Genomic DNA, 20,613 nt, shown 5'->3' on the forward strand with positions numbered 1-20,613 from the left:
TTTTCTTGGCTTGCGCGGTTTTTTGAAAATCAAGAATCTTTACAGAGCTTTGTGTCTCCCTTAGTACAGAGACTCAAGAAAATACAAGAAATCGCAATATGAATGGGGGGAGGGGGGTATCTGTGCCCTCTGATAAAATATAGTGGTTAAGTGTTACGGGTTGGGGGTTTCAGTGTCTAAAATTAAAGACGTTGCCAGTACGGGTAATTTGAACAACAAGCAAGTTAAGCATAAGAGCATTAAGAATAATGTTGCCAATAACGCAAAGAATGTTTCTTTGCAGAGTGCGAATAATGCTTCTGGTCGCCTTGGCGTTGCTGCAGTAGCTTTAGCATCTACGCTGTCTATGGTGCTGCCTGGTGCAACTGCTTTGGCTAAGACCTCTTTTAATGCTGATTCTTTTGACTCGTCTTATGTAAATAGTGTTGCTAAGGCTTCTAGCAAAGGTGCTGGGAATGGCACTGGTAAGGGTGCTGGCAAGGGCAATGGCGAGGGAAACGGCTTATATAAGAATGGTTTGCTTAACACGGGTGCTACTTCTGATCGCGCTATGCGTCAGATGGTTGATTCTGTTTTGGTTAAGAATGACGATTCTAACATTAACGAGGAAGGCGTTAAGAATCAGGAAACGGTTTCTGGCGATTCCTCCGTAGGTGTTAAGGATTCTGGCGAATTTTTTGTTACAAATGGCGATTCGTCTTCGCCTTCAAATCGTTCTTTTGATACTAATAATTTTGAGGATAGATCTGCGGCTAGTAATGCAGACAGTAATGGTGATAGTAGTGCCGATAATAATGGCGCGGTTGCTGGAAGCAATAACGGCAATGGTGTTAGCGTGGAATCCAGCAGCAAGCCAATCAAGCCCACAAATGAAGATCAGGGTGCAACTAAGAGTGAGCAAAATAATTCAGATTTAGCAAATCCAAAGAGTAAAGCTGTTGAGAAAGAGCAGCCTGCAGAAGCAAAACCAGCTGAGGCTCCTTCTGCAAATTCTGAGATTGCTACAAAGACGGATTCTGCATCGAAGGCGTATTCTGATGCAAATACTGAGCCAAATCATAAGCCAGCGAAGCCTACAAGCACAGAAAACACAAATCCTGTTGCAAAGAATGGGAAAGAAAAAACAGAGCCAGCTACCGAAAACACTGATTCTGATAATACTAAGACTGCAGCTGAACAACCTGCAGATGAACAGTCTACAAGCACTACAAGCACACAGCCTGCCGCAAAGTCCGAGAATGATTTCAATACGCCAAGAGTGCGTGTTCGTAGAGATGCTAATCAAAATGCCCAAGATTCTATCGAGGGGAGTAGTGTAACTACTGAAGTTGAAGGTTCTAGCGCTGATGCAGGGAATACAACGAATCTAAGTGCAGAAAACTCAAGTGTAAAAGGTACTGCACAAGGTTCGCAAAGCAGTGCACAAGGTTCGCAAAGCAGTGCAGAAGGTACAAATACAGGCATTCAAGAAGCAAATAAAAACGGCGCGTCTTCAGCTACTGGCTCAGCATCTGCTTCAGAGTCTAGGTCTGCTTCGAACGATGAGCCAACGCCTTCACCTGCTTCTACACCGAACAATGGCACAACAACTAATAACGCAGCAATTGATGCAAACAGTCAGGTAATTAAGCCGAATGAGCAGAATCAAACGGCTGAAACCACGGATCAAGCCAACGGTCAGGTACAAACCGACAAAAAGCCAAAAGCTACGTACAATTTGAAAATTCGCTACACGATTGGTGGTGCTGCGAATAAGCAGCTTGTGCAGCCGTACGAGCTTACGATTGACAAAGATGGTTTCGATAAGCTTGGCAAAGATGGTAAGTACGAGTACATTGAGCTTCCAAAGTCTGCTGGATACCGCCCGTCTGTATATCATTCAGGCACATACCAGTACTACGTTAAAAAAGGTGAAGGAGATAACAGCAAGTACGTTATTGACGACGGTACGGATGCGAATGCTGTTCGCTGCTTGCGTCTAGACAAAAATCTTATTAAAGAATACGCTGTAAAGAAAAGGCAGGCTGTTGAAAGCAACAACAGTGCTCAATCTTCGCAGAATCCATCGTCTACGCAGTCAGGTTCGGACGACGGCATTCAGTACTACGGCGAGTTGAACATCAACTACGCTCCTAAAACAGCTAAGTACTATGTGCGTCACTTGTTGCAGGATCTCAATCATAAGGATGAGTTCCACGATGCTCCGAATTTGGGTATAGGTAAAGTAATTACTGTAAAGCATAAGGATGGCAGTACTGAGAGAATACACGTTACGGAGATTACTGGCACGGTTGGTTCAGATGTTAGTGCTGTTTCCACTTATATTCCAGGCTATGAACCTGAGCATAATCTTATTAGCTCGCAGCTTTCGGATTCGGAAGACGAAAAAGACAAGCTGATTTTGAACCTTCGCTACTACCGTAAGGCGTATGAAGTTACGTACGATTCTGATGGCGGCACGGATGTTACTGCTCAAAAAGTGTATTATGGCCAGGAAGTGCCTAAGGTTCCAGAGCCTACGTATCGTGGTCATACGTTCATGGGGTGGCAGTTAGTAAAACCGGGGGAGAGTACTGATCGTTCAAGTACTTCTAATAGGTCTGTAATTGAGGATGAATCGCTTAACTACAAGATGCCGGATCACAATGTGCAATTCCGCGCAGCTTGGTTGGCCAACGCTGCCACCAGCTACCGCGTGAATGTGTGGGTGCAAAAGGCAGATTTAGTTGACAAAGAGCATCCGAATTCGCTTGCAAACTACGACTTTGTTGGTCTTGTTGAGCGCAAGAATGTGCAAACTGATAGCGAAGTTGCGCTTGATAAGATGAATGATGCCGGCGTTGTTGGTGATACTAGTAAGCTTAATGGCACAAGCGAAACTGATTATGTAAAGAACCCAGAGCTTGGCTTAACTAAAGAAGAGCTGCAGGGCAAAAAATCTGATCACACCGACGGCTTAATTTCAAAGTTCAATTGGATGAACGATACGCCTGTAACAAGCTTAGATGGGTACAATACCGCGAATCCTGGTGCCGCTGAAAACAAAGGCAAGGATTTATTCACCCGCTACTTCTATGTGAATAAGGTTCTTACTGAAAAGCTTAACACTGAACAACATGATTTTGTGCCAGGTCGCCCAGATTTAGGTAAACGTAGTAAATCGAAACTTTGCGCAAACGACTTAAACAACACTCTTAACTTGGTTTATAACCGCAAAGAGTACGAGCTTATTTTTGCTAAGCCTGCCGGCGTAGATAGTGGTAACAATGTTGCTATAAAAAGAAAAGATGAAAACGGCAAAACAACTATTTACTGCTATGCTGATGGCGGCAATTGCTCAACGAAGTATGATATTGATAATGGCGCTGAGATTAACCATAAAGGCTACCGCGTAAAAGTTCGTTACGGTCAAAAGCTTACTGATATTTGGCCTGATGTAAATGAATTAGATTTTAATGAAGAAGATATAGGCTCTTTAGGATGGCGGCTTGGATATGCAGGTGAAGTGAATTATCGTGACACTCCTCCGTATCGTTTTACTATAAAAGAATTTGCTGATCCTAGTTTGCGTGTAGTGGGTGATAAGCAAGCGCCTAAAATTAGCGATGACCCTTCGAATCCTAGTGCACAGAAATACGAGTTGAAAGATAATCAGCGTCTGCTTACTGCTGATAGCAGTAATAGAAGTGCGCCTATACAGGTGATTATTAGGAAGCAAAGTATTGCATCTGCTAAAAACGGTGGCGATAATATAGATGACAATGATTATGAGCTTTCAACTGATTCATATAGCAAAGATGATACTGACAATTCGGGTTATTCATATACAGCTCCATCTATTGCAGGTTTTAATCCTGCTGATGGTTATGATAAGACAAAAGTTGGTGATTCGTTAGATTCATTTGACTTTGAAGATAAGCTGGAAGAGTGGTATAACGAATCTCATGGTCATGGGAATTGGGATGATTTAAGTGATGATGAGAAGAATGCTTTTGCTAAAAAGTATCATTTAGCATTTCGAAAGTATAGGGGCGTTCCAGTAGATGAACAAGAAGATTATTCTGGTGATGCAACTGAATTTGATACTAACAAACCACTTGAATTTAGGTACAACCGCAAGTCGTACGATGTGCAGTTTTATAATGCGGACGGCAATGCTATAAAGGACGGCAATGGCTCTGCTAAAGATAGTCTGCCGTTTGAGTATAGCTTGACTAAGCGCGGCAAAAAAGATTTGACGGGCGAAGACAAAGAGCTATACGGAAACGATACGTCTTACGATGCTTCTGTAGTTAAAGACAATCTTGGTGTTACATCTAAGCAGTTCGACGGCAAGTACACTTTCACGCTTAATAACAAGACTTACTCCATCGTTCGCCCTGATGATTTGCCAAAAGACTATGTGTTTAAGGGTTGGGCTGTTGATCAAGCTGGTATTCATCTTATAAATGGTGAGATAAATGACAATAGTGAAGATACTGAAGGCGCCAGCGAAGCTGAGAGCAAAGATAAAGGCGAAGTTAAAGATATTACAATGCCAGTTAACGGCATTAAGCTTTACGCTGCGTGGGGTGCGCCAAAAGGTGTTAAGCACACTGTAACGATTGATTACGATATGCCGAGATTTGACGATAAAGGAAACGTAATTACAGATAGTGATGTAACAGAACAGTTTACAGTTGAGCACCGCACTAAAGTTGTTGGGCAGCAACTTAAGGTACCAACGCGCAAGGGCTACGACTTCTACGGCTGGGAGCTTGCTAAAAAAGGCAATGAGGTATTACCTGCTAATACTCCGTACGCTTTTGGCAACAAAGTAGTAGAAGATATAACGCTTAGAGCTGTGTGGGTTAAAGATACTCGCTACAATGGCACTTTTAAGCACATATTCTTAAAGCCAGGGTACACGATTGCTGATTATAAGAAAGATGGTCTTTCCGAATCAGCCAAAGCTGCGATGGTAGATCACATTTCTACTCAAACGGTTTCCGGCTTGCGCGAGCATTTGCGCTACAATGCGGAAGCAGTCTACAGCGACGAAACGCACTTCCCAGATAAGCATTTCACGAGCTTTGAAGCATCGAGTAATGAGAATGAGAATACTGGCGAGTTTATTTACCAAACGTACAATACGCGCAAATATAAGGTAAAGTATGTTGATCAAAACGGCAAGGAACTTCTTCCAGAAAGCGAAGTTAGCTCTGTAAATCGAAAGTACGATGTAGCGTTCTACAAGCCGATTGAAGGCTTTATGCCAGAGAATACGCAGCAGAGTTTTGCGTATACAACTGACAAAGATGGCAAGCAGGATGCTACTACGCTTCCTGAAATCACCTTCAAATATGACGACGTTCGCGTGCTTAAGCGCAAGGACGATACTCAAGCTCGCCCAGATCGCTATACGCGCTACGTATTCAAAGTGGCTGATGGTCAGTCGACTATGGGTAGCGTTGTTGACTGCAATGGCCACACTGCTGGAAATGGTGGTTTAGTCTACGACGTTATTGGCGGTACGAAGGCCTACCAAATGCCTTTGCCTCAAGACCCAATACCTTCGAATGGCTATGAGTTTGTAGGCTGGACGTCGAAGATTTATATAGATAATGGACAGGGTGGGCAAACGAAAATCGATGGTTTTAACCGTCTGCCAATTCTTTCTGAATCTCAACCTAATCCGAAGGTTGTTTACACTGCTAACTTTAAGCTTAAAGCGCCTGTTGCAATCGATACTAAGGTTTTGAAGCCAACAGATACTTTGACCCTGGATGAGAATTCAGCTAAGGATCTTATAAAGAATTCTGGTGATTATCCAAGTGATGTAAAATTCTCATTTGTTGGTAGCGAAAAGTTCGATAACACTCCAGGCTTGCATAAGATTAAAGTGCAAGTAGCGCTTAACGGCAACACTGCTGAAACTGAAGTGCTGTACCGTGTGCTACCAGATTTGGTGTACGCAAGCGATTGGGATAAGTTTAGTCAAAGTGATTACGGCAAGAGTCATGTAGATAATAACGAATATGTTAAAGTCACTTTTACTGGTGATTCAACGCAGGGTAGAATTCTTGGCCATGACGGTGAGACTAGCGCGAGTAATCCTTCGCTTGTTGCATACGTGTATAAGGGTAAGAAGGATATTTCTGTTCGCGTTCCGCAAGCTTTTGGTAAGGATCACAGTAAAGATAATTACCACTTTGTGTTCAAGGGTTGGGCGACTAAGCTTGTAAAGCCGACTGCTAAACAGCCAAAGCCAGAACAGAAGATTGTCATAAAATCAAGCGACCGCTACGCGGATGTGAATACGCAAAACAGTGTAACTTACCACGCTGTTTATAAGCAAATCGACTACTTCTCCAGTTCGTCTGATGGCGGTGAAGTTCCTAAGGATGCTGTAGTTGCAATCTTCAAGCCTGCTGCAGGGCGATTGTGGAAGGATGGCACAAGCGGTCCTAAAGTGTTCTACGTAAAGAAGGGTACTGATCTTGAAAAGATTACAAAAAAAGGAAGTGGCGCATTAGCTTGGCTTAATAAGCAGCTAACTGGTGCTAAGGGAACTTGGTCTCGAAGCAGCATGCTTAACGATGGTATTAGGGTTGACACCATTCCAAATGTTGCTAAATCTGATGGCAAGTGGAAAGTCAACGAGCCATTCCAAGAGTTTGTGGCAGATCAAACTCCTTGGACAGAGCCAGATGTGCGTACTGATTACTTGGTAGCTGTGCAAGATAAGCGTGACACGCTTCCAAAGTTAGACGAGTATTTGACAAATCTTGATGATTTGAAGAAAGAGGCAGAAACTAAGGGCGATATAAAGGATGTAACAATCGAATACGATTTGCCGAAAGGTAAGAAGCCAGAAGTCTTTGAGAATAAGATGCTTTCTAAGCCTTCTTTGTACACTGTGCCGCTAAAGATTACAGTAAATTATAAGGATGGTGAGGAACCTAAAAAGTATAAGCGCGTTGCTCGCTTAAAGGTGATTTATCAGTTGATGTACCCAGAAAGCATATCGAAGAAGGATAGCAAACAGACTGATACGCAAGCTGGTGCTAATGCTGAACACAAACTAGTTTTTGATAAGACTAAGTATGTTTCAGTCAACTTTATAAACGCTCAGAATGATAATAAGTCACCAGATGGCAAGGGTAAATTTGCTGCAGGTTCGCGCGATTTGTACTACGCGTATAAGCAATCTGCTAGTGGCGTTCGTGCACCGCAGGTTATTGGCAAGGATTACGATGCGCAAGGATACCATTACGAGTTCAAAGGCTGGGAGAAGCAGCAAAGTGATTTACCTGTAGCAAATTTGGCTAACACGCCAAATACAGCGGATGGTACAAATACTGCTGCATCAGTAGTCCCTGTTATGACGCTGTTTGCTGCTACAGTTCCAACACCTACTACCGTACAGACTCCACTAGAAAGTAAGCTATATTCTAGCTCTGAAATTGCTGGTATGAAGTTTAACGAAAACACTACTTTTGTAGCGCGTTACAAGCTCGTTCCAAACGTCATCGACGCTTCTAAAGACGACAAGATTCCAGATGGATATGTTGCTACCATATTCCTTCCAAAAATTGGTCACCGATGGAGCAATGGCGACTATAAGCCAAAACTTCTATATATTCGTCACGGCAAAGATATTAAAGACAACATTAAGTTCTCTCAAAAAGTTGCAAGCGACACTGGTAAGCTACTTTCTGGCTTCGTAAAGTGGCGTATGCATGATGCTAAAGGTAATGAGTCCAATATTTATCGGAAGCACGCGTGGGATATTGAAACTCCACGAATTCTTGTTGCTGAGCAAACTGGTATTTCGGATATAAAGATTCCAGAAACGGTTATTGGCGTTGGAGATGCGATTCCAAACCTTAATAAGCTTGTACATAACACTGACCCTAATGTTAACGTTTCTATTAATCACGTTGATGGTCAAGGTGAAAAGCCAGAAGATACTGATAATACGCGAGCTGTTAAAGACTATAATACTTACGTATATAATCCTGGAACTGCCACAGTAACTGTAGACGTTACGCGACCTACAGACGAAATTGATTCGACTGGTGAGCAGAAGACTATTACTACTAAGGTTCAAGTTCGTGTGCATGTTTTGCCGAATGTGATTGCAGATAACGATTTGCCAGCTGAAGGCACTGCTGCAGCTAAGTTCATAGAAAAGAACTACACAAAGGTGACGTATGTAGCTGGTAAGGGCGGAAGTTTGCAAAAATCGCCTCTTGATAATGCTGGAAACGATATAGTTTCAGTATATTGGGTTCGAAATGGCGCTAATGGTTTCCAAATGCCAGTTCCAGACGTGCTTGCAGATAATGGCTACGTGTTTAAGGATTGGACTGTTAATAAGATTGATGTTACAGACAATCATTATGCTACAGAAGAAGAGCGCGAAGCTTTGGCTCGTTTGGCTAAGATTGACGGAATGCACTATGTTGCAAAGCAGATTAGTGGTTCGCGTAAGTCTACGCTTGCTGCTTTGCAAAATCTGCTTAACGAAGCGCGAAAGAGTCGCGCGGAGCAAGTCTACAATGCTAAGCGCGAAGAATTAGCTAAGATTGCAGAAAGTAATGATAACACTGGTCTAGCTTCTGATATTCGTAAGTCTAACGATTCATTGCAAAATATTAAGAATATGTTTACAGAAAAAGGCATTGATGTTGATGAAATCGTTGAGAATGCTCGTGAAAAAGCTTTGCTTGTAAAACTTGCTAAAGAAGCTGGAAAGACATTGATTGCTGAGCAAATTTCTAATTCAAAGCGTTCTTCAATAGAAGCTTTGAAGAATTTGATGCGAGAAGCTGGAATAGACTTGACATTTGCTGATTATGAGGAAACGAATAAGAGTAATGTCAGTGATGAACAGCGAGAATTGCTTGCTAAGATTGCTTATGAAGCAGATAAGCCAGAACTTGCAATGAAAATTCTTAAAGATCGTAATTCAACTTTGCAAGATTTGAAGAAGCTCTTTGCTGATGCTGGTGTGGATTTGTATGCTATTCCTGCCGTTGAGCCAAAGAAAGAAATCACTATTACTGCAAACTTTGAGCTTATGAAGCCTATGAGGTTTGAGTTTAGAAGTTCTGCGGTTTTGGGTATTCCTGCAACGTTTACGCTTGTAAACTTAACGGAGAATTCTAGTGGGAATAAGACTGTTAGTGTAGGTGGTGTTAATAGTCCTATTAATGCGTTGACTACTAATAGTCTTGGCTCTAATGGTCTTCTTCCTTCTTGCAATGGTACTACTTGCAAGATTTCTGGCACACCTAAGATTGTGGATGGCAAGCCAAAGGTTGAGCTAACGTTTACAACTGTTGACCAGTATGGGCGTAGTGCGGAGATTGTTGTGTATATTGATGTAGTGGATTCGGAAAAGCCTGATCCAACGCCTGACACGACACCAGTGCCAACGTCTGAGCCTGATTATTCAACGGTTCCTTCGGATTATGTTGTTCCAGCGTATGAGCCCGAGCCTGTTCCTGTTGTGCCTTTGCAAGATAAGCAAAAGACGGGAGTTAAGGGCGATTTGCTTCCTCAAACGGGTGTTGATGCTTCGCAATCTGCGTTAATCGCAAGCTTGTTAGCATCTGTTGGTTTTGCCGGATTCGCTGCTAAGCATAGGCGAAAGCGCGAAGATGGTAAGAATGACTAAGCGAGTCGAGGGTAGTGACTAGAATAGCGAAGGTTCCGGTTCACGCTTAGCTATTGGGGCTTTGCGACCCGGGTCGCCCGAATTCCATAGGAGACATTATGAAGCAGGGTATTCATCCCGACTATCACGCAGTGCAGGTTACCTGCTCCTGCGGAGACACTTTCGTAACTCGTTCCACCGCTAATGGTGATCATATGACGGTTGACGTGTGCTCAAAGTGCCACCCATTCTATACCGGCAAGCAGAAGATTCTCGATACCGGCGGCCGCGTGGCTCGCTTCGAGAAGCGCTACGGTAAGAAGACTAAATAGCTTTTTAATCGCCAGCCCTGCTTTCGTGTAATCAGCGGAATCGGGGCTGGCGTTTTATGTGCTAGACGTGCATGTGTTCATGTGTCTTATTTAATACTTAATACTTAACTTAATACCTAACTTAATATTTAATTTTTCGATCTAAAATCCGCGTTATGCGCGACTACAAAGGAACAAAATGGCCGAGTCAGTAGATGAGCAATTCCCAGCAGCGGTTACAGCTCTAAATGAATACCGCGATATTGAAAATCGTATGGGGCAGCCAGAAGTAGCGTCTAATCCAGACGCAATCCGCAAGCTCGGTCGTAGACACGCAGAACTCGGGTCGATTGTAAGCGCGTACTTAAATTACAAGCAGCTTTGCGAAGACTACGAAGTAGCTAGCGAGATGGCAAGCGAAGACGAAGACTTAGCAAAAGAAGCAAAACATTTAGAAGAGCAGATTCCAGCAGCAAAAGAAAAGCTTCGCACAGCGCTGATTCCTAGGGATCCAGACGATGCGCGAGACATGATTATGGAAATCAAAGCTGGTACGGGCGGCGAAGAAGCGGCTCTGTTTGCTGGCGATTTATTGCGTATGTATATGCGTTACGCGGAAAAGCGCGGTTGGACTACTGTAATCCAAAGCGAAAATGCGACGGAGCTTGGCGGCGTAAAAGACGTGCAGCTTGCGATTCGCGCAAAAGGCACGCCTGCTCCAGAAGACGGCGTGTGGGCAAGTATGAAGTACGAGGGCGGCGTGCATCGCGTGCAGCGAATCCCAGTAACTGAATCGCAAGGGCGTATTCAAACTTCCGCGGCTGGCGTAATCGTGTTCCCAGAAGCAGACGAAGACGATGACGAAATCGAAATCGATCCAAAAGATCTGAAAATCGATATTTTCATGAGCTCTGGCCCTGGCGGACAGTCCGTGAACACTACGTATTCCGCGGTTCGAATGACGCATATTCCAACTGGAATTGTGGTTAGCATGCAAGACGAAAAGTCGCAGATTCAAAACCGTGCTGCAGCTTTGCGCGTGCTAAAGTCGCGTTTGCTTGCTATGAAGCACGAGCAGGAGGCTGCGGAGGCGGCGGATATGCGCCACTCGCAGGTGCGCTCGTTGGATCGCTCCGAGCGAATCCGCACATACAACTTCCCAGAAAATCGTATTGTGGATCATCGCACAAACTACAAGGCATACAATCTTGACCAGGTGCTTAATGGCGATTTGCAAGCGGTTATAGACAGCGATATTCAGGCAGATGAAGCCGATCGTTTAGCTAAAGCCAATTAAGCCAAGTAAGTTAAGTTAGCCAAGTAAGCTAAGTACTCTAAGTAAAATCACCACGTGGCTTGTAAAATGCAAGAAATTTTGCACATTTTGCGCGCATCTGCCGAAAAACTTGAAGATGCAGGTGTAGAGTCGGCGGAATACGACGCACGTTTACTGCTGGCTCACGCTTGTGGCGTAAGCTTAGCAGACTTAAACAAAGCGCTAATACTTGGTGATTTTAGGGATTTTTTGCCTGATTATGCTAGCAAATATAGCGATTTTATATCTAGACGTGCTTCGCGCGAGCCATTGCAACACATTATTGGATTTGCCACTTTTCGCTACATAGACCTAATAGTTGGGCAAGGCGTTTTTGTGCCGCGGCCCGAGACAGAAGTGGTAGTTCAAGAGGGAATAGATTGGATTCGCGCAAATAATCTAAAAAATCCTATTGTTTTAGACTTGTGCGCAGGGTCGGGAGCGATTGGATTATCGGTAGCAAGCGAAGTTGCAAACGCGCAAGTGTGGGCTGTGGAAAAGTCGCCTGAAGCTTTTGAATATTTGCAAAAAAACTATCGCAAAATCGCGGAAAAATATGATATTTCAAACAGATATCACGCAATATTAGGCGATGCTACAAACGCTAATCTTACAGAAGCAGCTGCGATTAAAGAGAAAGTAGACATAGTAATCACAAACCCACCATACGTGCCAGAAAATAAACCAGTCGAGCAGATTGAAGCTCGCGACTACGACCCAAAAATGGCGCTATACGGGGGATCTAAAGACGGACTGCTAATACCGCAAAAAATTGTAAAAGCGAGTTTTGCATATTTGCGTATGGGTGGAATAATGATTATGGAACACGATATTACGCAAGGAAAAGCGCTTGCAGATTATGCAAAAAACATAGGATTTAGCAGTGCAAAAGTCAAAAACGACTTAACAAACAGAGCAAGATTTGTAGTATGCAAAAAAGGGGCTAAAAATGAGTAAAATTTGCACAATTAACGAAGAATCATTGCAACTTGCAGCGCAAATAATTAACGCAGGCGGCGTAATCGTAGTGCCAACAGACACAGTTTACGGAGTGGCGTGCGACCCATTTAACGAGGCGGCAGTAGCGAAAATCTACCAGCTAAAACGCAGGCCTCGCACAAAAGCCTTGCAAATACTTATGAGTAGTGTAAGTGACTTAGAAAAACTCGGTCTTTACTTGCCAAGCCCGCTAGACGTGCTTGCGGAAAAATTCCTGCCAGGTGGATATTCGCCAATCGCGCGCGCAAAAAAGGATTCGGTAGCTACAAGGCTTGCTACGCTTTGTAAAGCAGATGAGAGCAGTGAGCAAGGTCAAGCAACGCAAGGTGTGCGCGTTCCAGATTGCCCAGAACTAATGAAAATTTTGCGCGTTACGGGTCCATTGGCGGCATCTAGCGCGAATCGCAGCGGAAACGAGAGTGCAGACAGCGTAGAAGAAGCGTTTGCGGCTTTTGGAAACGAAATCCCACTGTACTTAAACGCTGGCCCAACGCGCTCGCACGTAGCAAGCACGGTAGTTGGCGCTGATTCAAGAGAAAAAGACGGAATTGTGATTTTGCGCGAAGGTGTAATAAGTGAAGAACAGATAAGAGCAGAAAGTCGCAAGAAATGAGGGTATACCTGTTTATAGCAGCAATCGCAGGAGGCGCAACGTGGCTAATAATGCCGCTTATACGTCATCTTGCGATTCGCATAGGAGCTGTTGGAAAAGTGCGCGCTCGCGATGTGCACACAATACCTACGCCTCGTATGGGGGGAGTTGGAATGCTATTCGGCTTTGCTGTGTCGATGGCATTTGCAAGCTCCATGCCTTTTATTTCGGGTCTTTTTGCAGGAACGCACCAGCCGTGGGTGGTTTTGGCTGGAGCTGTACTAATATGCCTTTTGGGTGTTTGCGATGATATTTGGGATTTAGATTGGATGCTAAAACTTGCAGGCCAATTGCTAATAGCTGTTTTTGTAGCGTGGGGCGGATTGCAAATCGTAGCGTTGCCGCTCGGCTCTCTAGTTACAGCCTCTCCAAGTCTTTCAATCGCAATAACCGCAATATTAATCGTGGCTTCAATTAATGCAGTCAACTTTGTAGACGGACTTGATGGGCTTGCTTCTGGAATTGTGGCAATTGGCGGAATCGCATTTGCAACATACTCTTATATTCTTGCGCGCACGTCTCCAAGCTACGCTTCAATGGCAACTCTTATAGACGTTGCAATGGTTGGAATGTGCTTAGGCTTTATTTTGCACAATTGGCATCCAGCAAAGCTTTTTATGGGCGATTCTGGATCCATGCTAATCGGATATTTAATAACTTGCGCGTCTATTATCATGACAGGTCACTTAGACCCATCTGCAGTACACACAAGTATCTATTTGCCAGTATTTATGCCGATTTTGCTTCCGATTTTAGTGTTGTTTTTGCCAGTTTTAGACATGTGTTTAGCAATATGCAGAAGGCTTGCAAAAGGGCAGTCGCCAATGCATCCAGACCGCATGCATTTGCATCATCGCATGTTGCGCATTGGGCACTCTGTGCAAGGAGCGGTGCTTATTCTGTGGGGATGGGCGGCGCTTATATCTTTCGGCTCAATAATGATTCTGTTCTTTAAAGCAGTTTACGTGCTTGTTGGCATGATTATTGCGGCGGCGTTGCTTACAATTCTTACAATGATGCCATATTTGCGCAGACGGTTGCCAGAGTTGCGAAATTCGTGAAAAGAGAGAGGTGACTAATCGAAGTTAGTTGCGATTAGTCACGTGCGGTTAATCTCTGTTGATCGCGTCTAATTTTGTTCTATTGTGTTTAATCGCATTGTAGTGACTTCGGCGCAAAATGGCCACTAAATATTGTGTATGAAACGCGGCTTTTGCAAACGTCATAGCAAAAACGTATAGTGACCCTATGGTTACAACTGATATGAACATGCAATCTGCATATACTCCTCTTCCACCAATTTTTGAAAAGCTCGGCCTCGCATATGACGATGTGCTTCTGCTTCCAAACGAAACTGATGTAATTCCATCCGAAGTGGATACAACTACTCATCTCACTCGCGAAATCACTATGAAAGTGCCTGCAATTTCTGCAGCAATGGACACAGTAACCGAGTCGGATATGGCTATTGCAATGGCTAGAAATGGCGGAATTGGCGTACTTCACCGCAATCTTTCTATTGATGATCAAGCTGCGCAAGTAGATATTGTTAAGCGCAGTGAGTCTGGTATGATTACTGACCCTCTCACTGTTCACCCAGATGCAACGCTCGCCGATTTAGATAAATTGTGCGGGCGCTTCCATATTTCGGGCTTGCCAGTAGTAGATGGCGAAAATCGTTTGGTTGGTATTATTACCAATCGCGATATGCGTTTTATTGCTTCCGAGGATTACGATCGCTTGAAAGTTAAAGACGTTATGACTCGCGAAAACCTTGTAACTGGTCCATCTAATATTTCTAAAGAAGATGCGCATCGCTTGCTTGCGGAAAACAAAGTTGAAAAGTTGCCGCTGGTTGATGATGAAGGCAAACTTACAGGTTTGATTACTGTTAAGGACTTTGTTAAGACTGAGCAGTACCCAGACGCCACTAAAGACGATCAGGGTCGTTTGCGCGTTGCTGCTGGCATTGGTTTCCTTGGAGATGCTTGGCAGCGTGCGTGCGCGCTTATGGAAGCCGGAGTTGACGTACTTGTGGTTGATACCGCAAACGGCGAGGCTCGTTTGGCGCTAGATATGATTCGCCGAATTAAGGCAGACAAGGCTTTTAACGGCGTGCAAATTATTGGCGGAAATATTGCTACTCGCCAAGGCGCTCAGGCTATGATTGACGCTGGTGTTGACGCTGTAAAGGTTGGCGTTGGTCCAGGCTCTATTTGCACTACGCGCGTTGTTGCTGGCGTTGGTGTGCCTCAGCTTACTGCTGTTTATGACGCGGCTCAAGCTTGCAAGGCTGCTGGAATTCCATGCATTGCGGATGGTGGTATTCACTATTCTGGAGATATTGCTAAGGCTTTGGTTGCAGGCGCAAATACCGTTATGCTCGGCGGCACTTTGGCTGGTTGCGAGGAAGCTCCTGGAGAGAAGGTTTTGCTTCACGGAAAGCAATACAAGCTTTACCGCGGAATGGGATCGCTTGGCGCAATGGCTCCTCGCGGTAAGAAGTCTTATTCCAAGGATCGCTACTTCCAGGCAGACGTTACTAGCTCCGATAAGGTGGTTCCAGAAGGCGTGGAAGGCGAAGTTCCATACCGCGGACCACTTAACGCTGTGCTTTACCAGTTGCTTGGCGGTTTGCATCAGTCTATGTTCTACGTTGGTGCTCACAATATTAAGGAGCTTCAGGAGCGCGGTCGCTTTATTCGCATTACGGATGCAGGCCTTAGAGAATCGCATCCTCACGATATTGTGATGACTGCAGAAGCGCCAAACTACAGCGGTTTCCACAACTAAATCGCAAGTTGCGTAAGTTGTGTAAGTTGCGCGTATAAATTGCGTATAAATCGCAAGTAATTTTGCATTAAACGGCGAAGAGTTAGCTAAGTCTTATTTGCTACTTTCTAACTTTTCGTCGTTTTTTGTTTTGACAATTCGTATAAAATTATTGTATAGTTAGTGGGATATCCCACTAAAAATGAGGTGTTTTGTGGAAGTAGTGAAAGATTATGACGTTCGTCTTGATAGTAAAAAGCGTGTAACTCTGCGCGGAGCTAAATACCCTTATTACAATGTTAAAGAATGTGATAACGGTTGTATTTTATTAGAACCTCGTGAGCTTACTATTCCTAAGAGTATCTCTTCTAAAACTATTAAAAGTATGGATGAAGCAATCCGCAATTTTAAGATTGGCAAAGTCTCTGAACCTGTTGATTTTTCTGATGAAGCTCGTAGTCAAGCTGAAGATCATGAGGGAAAATCATTTAATAACACAGATAAACTTATGCAGGATTTATTAGATGCTTAAATCAATATTTCGCTCGTCTCAGCTCATAGTCGTCGCTGGGAAGATGTAGGCTTGTGGGTTCAAAAAAATATTAGGAAAGGAACGAAAATGGCAGAAGCTAAGGAAGATCTTACGTTTACGCCGGAAGAATCGCGTTTAATTTGGATTGATTGCGAGATGACGGGTCTCGATATTTTCCACGACGAATTATGCGAAGTGTCTGTAGTTCCAACTGACTTTAATTTGAAAGTTCTAGACGATGGCATTGATTTAGTGATTAAGCCAAGCGATGCTGCTGTGGCTAATATGAACGATTTTGTGCGCAATATGCACACGTCTTCCGGTCTTGTTGACGAGTGGAATAAAAACGGTTTGCCTCTAGAAGAAGCACAAAAGCAGGTTGTTGAGTACGTAAAGCGCTTTTTGCCAGAGCGCGGAAAAGCACATCTTGCTGGAAATTCTGTTGGATCCGATAAAAAGTTCCTCGACCGCTACATGCCAGATTTAATGGCAAATTTGCATTACCGCGTAATCGACGTAAGCACGTTGAAGGAGATTTCTCGCAGACTTTACCCAGATGTTTACCGCAATAAGCCAGCAAAACACGGAGGCCATCGTGCGCTCGCGGATATTATTGAGTCGATTGACGAGTTGCGCTACTACCGCGATATGATGTTCGTTCCAGCTCCAGGTCCAAGCGAAGCCCAAGCAAAAGCGGGCGCACAACACGTTGAAAGCACGAGTTTGCTTCGCGATTACGAGCGCCGAGGCGAAGCTCTAGAAGACGTAAATTCCGCAGAAAAGCGCGATTATTAAGCGCATTAAGCGCATTAAACTCAATAGCGCAAATAGCGCAAATAAAAGGTGCTGCCAATGAAGCAATCGGAAGCGTTAGAAATAATAAACGCAGGCGCAAGCGTGTTCTTAACAGGCGCTCCTGGGTCTGGAAAAACGTATGTTTTAAATCGTGCTGTGCGCTCAATGCGCGAAAACGGTTTAAGCGTTGCGGTAACGGCTTCAACGGGCATTGCAGCAACGCATTTGAACGGCCAAACCATTCACTCGTGGAGTGGAACAGGCGTTGCAAACGCGCTTACCGATTCGCTTCTTAAAACCATTAGAGCTCGGCGAGGAAAGCGCATAAAAGCCACAGACGTGCTTGTGTTGGACGAAGTTTCCATGATTCACGCTTGGCTTTTCGACATGGTTGACGAAGTATGCCGTAAAGTGCGCAAAAATCCTGCTCCATTTGGCGGACTTCAAGTGGTGGTTTCTGGCGACTTCTTCCAGCTGCCGCCTGTTAGCACGTCTATGCGAAATCGCGATGTATTTGAGCCAAGCCCCGAGTTTATTGCGTCGCGAGAAAAGTATGCTGCTGCTGGCAAAAATCCCGAAGGCTATATTACGCAATCTTTTGCGTGGGATTCTCTAAAGCCTGTTGTGTGCTATTTAACGGAGCAACACAGGCAAGATGATGGCAAGCTTCTTAGTGTTTTAACGGATATTCGCTGTGGGCGCGTGAGTGATGAAGATAAGCAAGTTCTTGCTAGTCGCCTTGGCGAATACCCTCAAGATAGTGAAGTTTCGGTTCATCTTTTTCCAACAAACTCGCAAGCAGATGGCTTAAATAATGTGCAACTTGCTGCGATTGATGCTGAGCCTCACGAATTTGTAGCAACGGAAGCTGGGCCTAAAAATCTTGTGGATCGCTTAAAAAAGAACATGCTTGCGCCTGAGCGTCTTGTACTAAAGGCTGGCGCGGCTGTAATGGCTTTGCGAAACGACCAAGATAAGCAATATGTGAACGGCTCTGTTGGGCGCGTATTGCGATTTGTGCCTGAATCCAAAGGTGGCTGGCCGATTGTTGAGTTTGAAAACGGCAATATTGTTACTCTTAAGCCTGCTGCGTGGGAGATGACGGATGGTGAAACAGTTCTTGCTAGCGTAAATCAAGTGCCACTTAGATGTGCGTGGGGGATTACGATTCATAAGTCGCAAGGTATGACGCTTGATAGTGCTGTTATGGATTTGCGCCGTACTTTTGCGCCTGGAATGGGCTACGTTGCGCTTTCTAGAGTGGAAAATTTGAGTGGGCTTTATTTAGAGGGTATTAATGACCGCGCGTTTAGTGTTTGTGCGGATGCTGTGCTACTAGATGGATCTTTGCGTGAGGCTTCTAAACGAGCTAGTGAGATTCTTGCAAACGATGGCGCTTGCGCGTTTACAAATAATGCGAATAGCGCAAATGGCGATTCTGCCGATCAGCAAGAGTTTGATATTTTCGCCTCTAGCGATTACGCAGATAATGACGAATTTTCCTTCGATAACGAGTTTTAGTTTAAAATTACGTATTGCGAGTTTGTTTAGCAGCGTAAACAAGTGTTTATGTCCTCATGCGCAAATAGATTGGAACGCATGGGTTCTAATGTACTTCGTATGTCTAAACTGTTTCTTCGTACGCTGCGCGAAGATCCAGCAGATGCGGACGTGACTTCCGCAAAACTTATGCAGCGTGCAGGCTACATTCGTAAATCTGCTCCAGGCGTGTGGACGTGGTTGCCGCTTGGTCTAAAAGTACTTAACAAAGTTCAAGCGATTATTCGCGAAGAAATCAACGGTATTGGTGCGCAAGAAGTTCACTTCCCAGCGCTTCTTCCGCGCGAGCCATACGAGGCTACAAACCGTTGGGAAGAGTACGGAGACAACATCTTCCGTCTTAAAGATCGCCATGAGGCTGACTACCTTCTTGCTCCAACGCACGAAGAAGTCTTTACGCTTCTTGTTAAGGATATGTATTCTTCTTACAAGGATTTGCCAGTTACTTTGTATCAGATTCAAACTAAGTATCGTGACGAATTCCGTCCGCGCGCTGGCCTTATTCGCGGACGCGAGTTTATTATGCAAGACGCTTACTCGTTCTCGATTGACGAAGATGGTTTGAAGTCTGCTTATGTTGAAGAGCGTGCTGCTTACGCTCGAATCTTCGACCGTTTGGGCATTAAATACGTGATTGTTCACGCTGTTTCTGGCCCTATGGGCGGATCGGATTCCGAGGAATTCTTGGCTCCAATGGCAATTGGCGAAGATACTTTTGCTCTTGCTCCTTCTGGAAAAGCTTGGAATGTTGAGGCTTTGACAACTCCAGAAATGCAAGATGTTGACTGTTCGGCAACTCCTGCAGCAGAAGCTCTTGATACTCCAGATGCTAAGACGATTGAAGCTTTGGTTAAAGTTTCTAACGATTTGCATCCGCGCAAAGATGGACGCGAATGGCAAGCAAGCGACACTTTGAAGAACTTGATTATTGCTGTTAAGCATCCTGCAGATGCGGCTGGCGGCGAGCATGATGAGCCATGGCGTGAAATCGTAGCTATTGGTGTTCCAGGAGATCGCCAGGTAGATATGAAGCGTCTTGAAGCTCAATTTGCTCCTGCAGAAATCGAAGAAGCAACTGAGGATGACTTAAAGTCTCATCCTGAGTTTGTTAAGGGCTATATTGGCTTTAGCGTATTAGGCCCACAAGCTCGTAAAGATGGTAGCAAGATTGCTTGCCCTGTTCGATACTTGATGGATGCTCACGTTGCAAAGGGCAGTGCGTGGATTACAGGAGCTGATGAAGAAGGCAAGCACATTTACAATGCTGTTTACGGCCGCGATTTTGAAGCGGACGGCGTTGTTGAGGCGGCCCAGGTTCGCGATGGCGATATGAGCCCAGATGGTTCTGGCCCATTGAGCTTTGAGCGCGGCGTGGAAATTGGCCAGGTGTTCCAGCTTGGCTTAAAGTATTCTAAGGCTTTGGGCTTAAGCGTTCTTAACGAAAACGGCAAAGCTGTGCCAGTTTGGATGGGCTGCTACGGTATTGGCGTTAGCCGCGTGATTGCATGCCTTGCAGAAACGCATCACGATGAAGCTGGCCTTGCATGGCCTATGGCGATTGCTCCAGCTCAAGTTCATGTTGTTGCAACAGGCAAAGATCAAGTTGCTTTCGAAGCTGCCGAGAAAGTTGTTGAAGAGCTTAGCAAGCAAGGAATCGAAGTTATCTTTGACGACCGCCCAAAGGTTTCTCCAGGCGTAAAGTTTAAGGACGCGGAGCTTGTTGGCGTGCCGCTGATTGCTGTTGCTGGCCGAGATACTGTGAACAATGGCACGATTGAAATCCGTGATCGTAACGGTTCAAACGTTGAAGCAGTTCCAGTGGATGAGGCTGCTAGCCGCATTGTAGAGCGCGTTCGCGAGCAATTGTAATCGCAATAATTTGTAACAATTAATCAGCGATTACAACTAATCAGCGATTAAACAATTGAACGATTAACACAATATTGCCGTTGATATAATGCTTTGCACATTTTGTATGTGTGCGCATTATTTTCAGCGGCAATATTGCTATGAATAACAGTAGTAAAATTTTAA

11 protein-coding genes are annotated in these 20,613 nt (G+C 44.5%); all 11 read left to right on the forward strand.

The features are described 5' to 3' along the window. Positions 1-172: 172 nt before the first annotated feature. The 11 genes from AC1EKB_RS01445 to AC1EKB_RS01495 all read left to right on the forward strand — a co-directional run bounded on the left by AC1EKB_RS01445 (position 173) and on the right by AC1EKB_RS01495 (position 20,448). Positions 173-9,664, forward strand: a complete 9,492-nt coding sequence (locus tag AC1EKB_RS01445; RefSeq protein WP_481248644.1) for an InlB B-repeat-containing protein — start codon at positions 173-175, stop codon at positions 9,662-9,664. A 98-nt stretch (positions 9,665-9,762) separates the two neighbouring features. Beyond that, positions 9,763-9,975 (forward strand): 50S ribosomal protein L31, encoded by a 213-nt coding sequence (rpmE, locus tag AC1EKB_RS01450; protein WP_004114884.1) that lies wholly within the window; start codon positions 9,763-9,765, stop codon positions 9,973-9,975. A gap of 178 nt (positions 9,976-10,153) precedes the next feature. Further along, positions 10,154-11,251: a peptide chain release factor 1 gene (prfA, locus tag AC1EKB_RS01455; protein WP_060785507.1), complete on the forward strand. Its 1,098-nt coding sequence runs from the start codon at positions 10,154-10,156 to the stop codon at positions 11,249-11,251. Between the two features lie 66 nt (positions 11,252-11,317). Next, positions 11,318-12,226, forward strand: a complete 909-nt coding sequence (gene prmC, locus AC1EKB_RS01460; protein ID WP_415694399.1) for a peptide chain release factor N(5)-glutamine methyltransferase — start codon at positions 11,318-11,320, stop codon at positions 12,224-12,226. Further along, positions 12,219-12,881 (forward strand): L-threonylcarbamoyladenylate synthase, encoded by a 663-nt coding sequence (locus AC1EKB_RS01465; RefSeq protein ID WP_481248645.1) that lies wholly within the window; start codon positions 12,219-12,221, stop codon positions 12,879-12,881. Before prmC ends, AC1EKB_RS01465 begins: the two co-directional genes overlap by 8 nt. After that, complete coding sequence (locus AC1EKB_RS01470) at positions 12,878-13,981, forward strand: MraY family glycosyltransferase (protein ID WP_101889605.1); 1,104 nt, start codon at positions 12,878-12,880, stop codon at positions 13,979-13,981. Before AC1EKB_RS01465 ends, AC1EKB_RS01470 begins: the two co-directional genes overlap by 4 nt. Positions 13,982-14,168: 187 nt before the next feature. After that, positions 14,169-15,713 (forward strand): IMP dehydrogenase, encoded by a 1,545-nt coding sequence (gene guaB / locus AC1EKB_RS01475; RefSeq protein ID WP_415694402.1) that lies wholly within the window; start codon positions 14,169-14,171, stop codon positions 15,711-15,713. 193 nt (positions 15,714-15,906) lie between these two features. Continuing rightward, positions 15,907-16,224: a hypothetical protein gene (locus AC1EKB_RS01480; protein ID WP_481248646.1), complete on the forward strand. Its 318-nt coding sequence runs from the start codon at positions 15,907-15,909 to the stop codon at positions 16,222-16,224. An 87-nt stretch (positions 16,225-16,311) separates the two neighbouring features. Continuing rightward, positions 16,312-17,019 (forward strand): oligoribonuclease, encoded by a 708-nt coding sequence (gene orn, locus AC1EKB_RS01485; protein ID WP_415694404.1) that lies wholly within the window; start codon positions 16,312-16,314, stop codon positions 17,017-17,019. Between the two features lie 57 nt (positions 17,020-17,076). Continuing rightward, the gene (locus AC1EKB_RS01490) at positions 17,077-18,540 is read left to right on the forward strand and encodes a PIF1 family DEAD/DEAH box helicase (protein ID WP_415694405.1); all 1,464 of its coding nucleotides are present in this window, start codon (positions 17,077-17,079) and stop codon (positions 18,538-18,540) included. Between the two features lie 78 nt (positions 18,541-18,618). Next, positions 18,619-20,448: a proline--tRNA ligase gene (locus AC1EKB_RS01495; protein WP_415694406.1), complete on the forward strand. Its 1,830-nt coding sequence runs from the start codon at positions 18,619-18,621 to the stop codon at positions 20,446-20,448. Positions 20,449-20,613 lie beyond the last annotated feature (165 nt).

This window comes from Gardnerella sialicivorans subsp. sialicivorans, assembly GCF_056746795.1.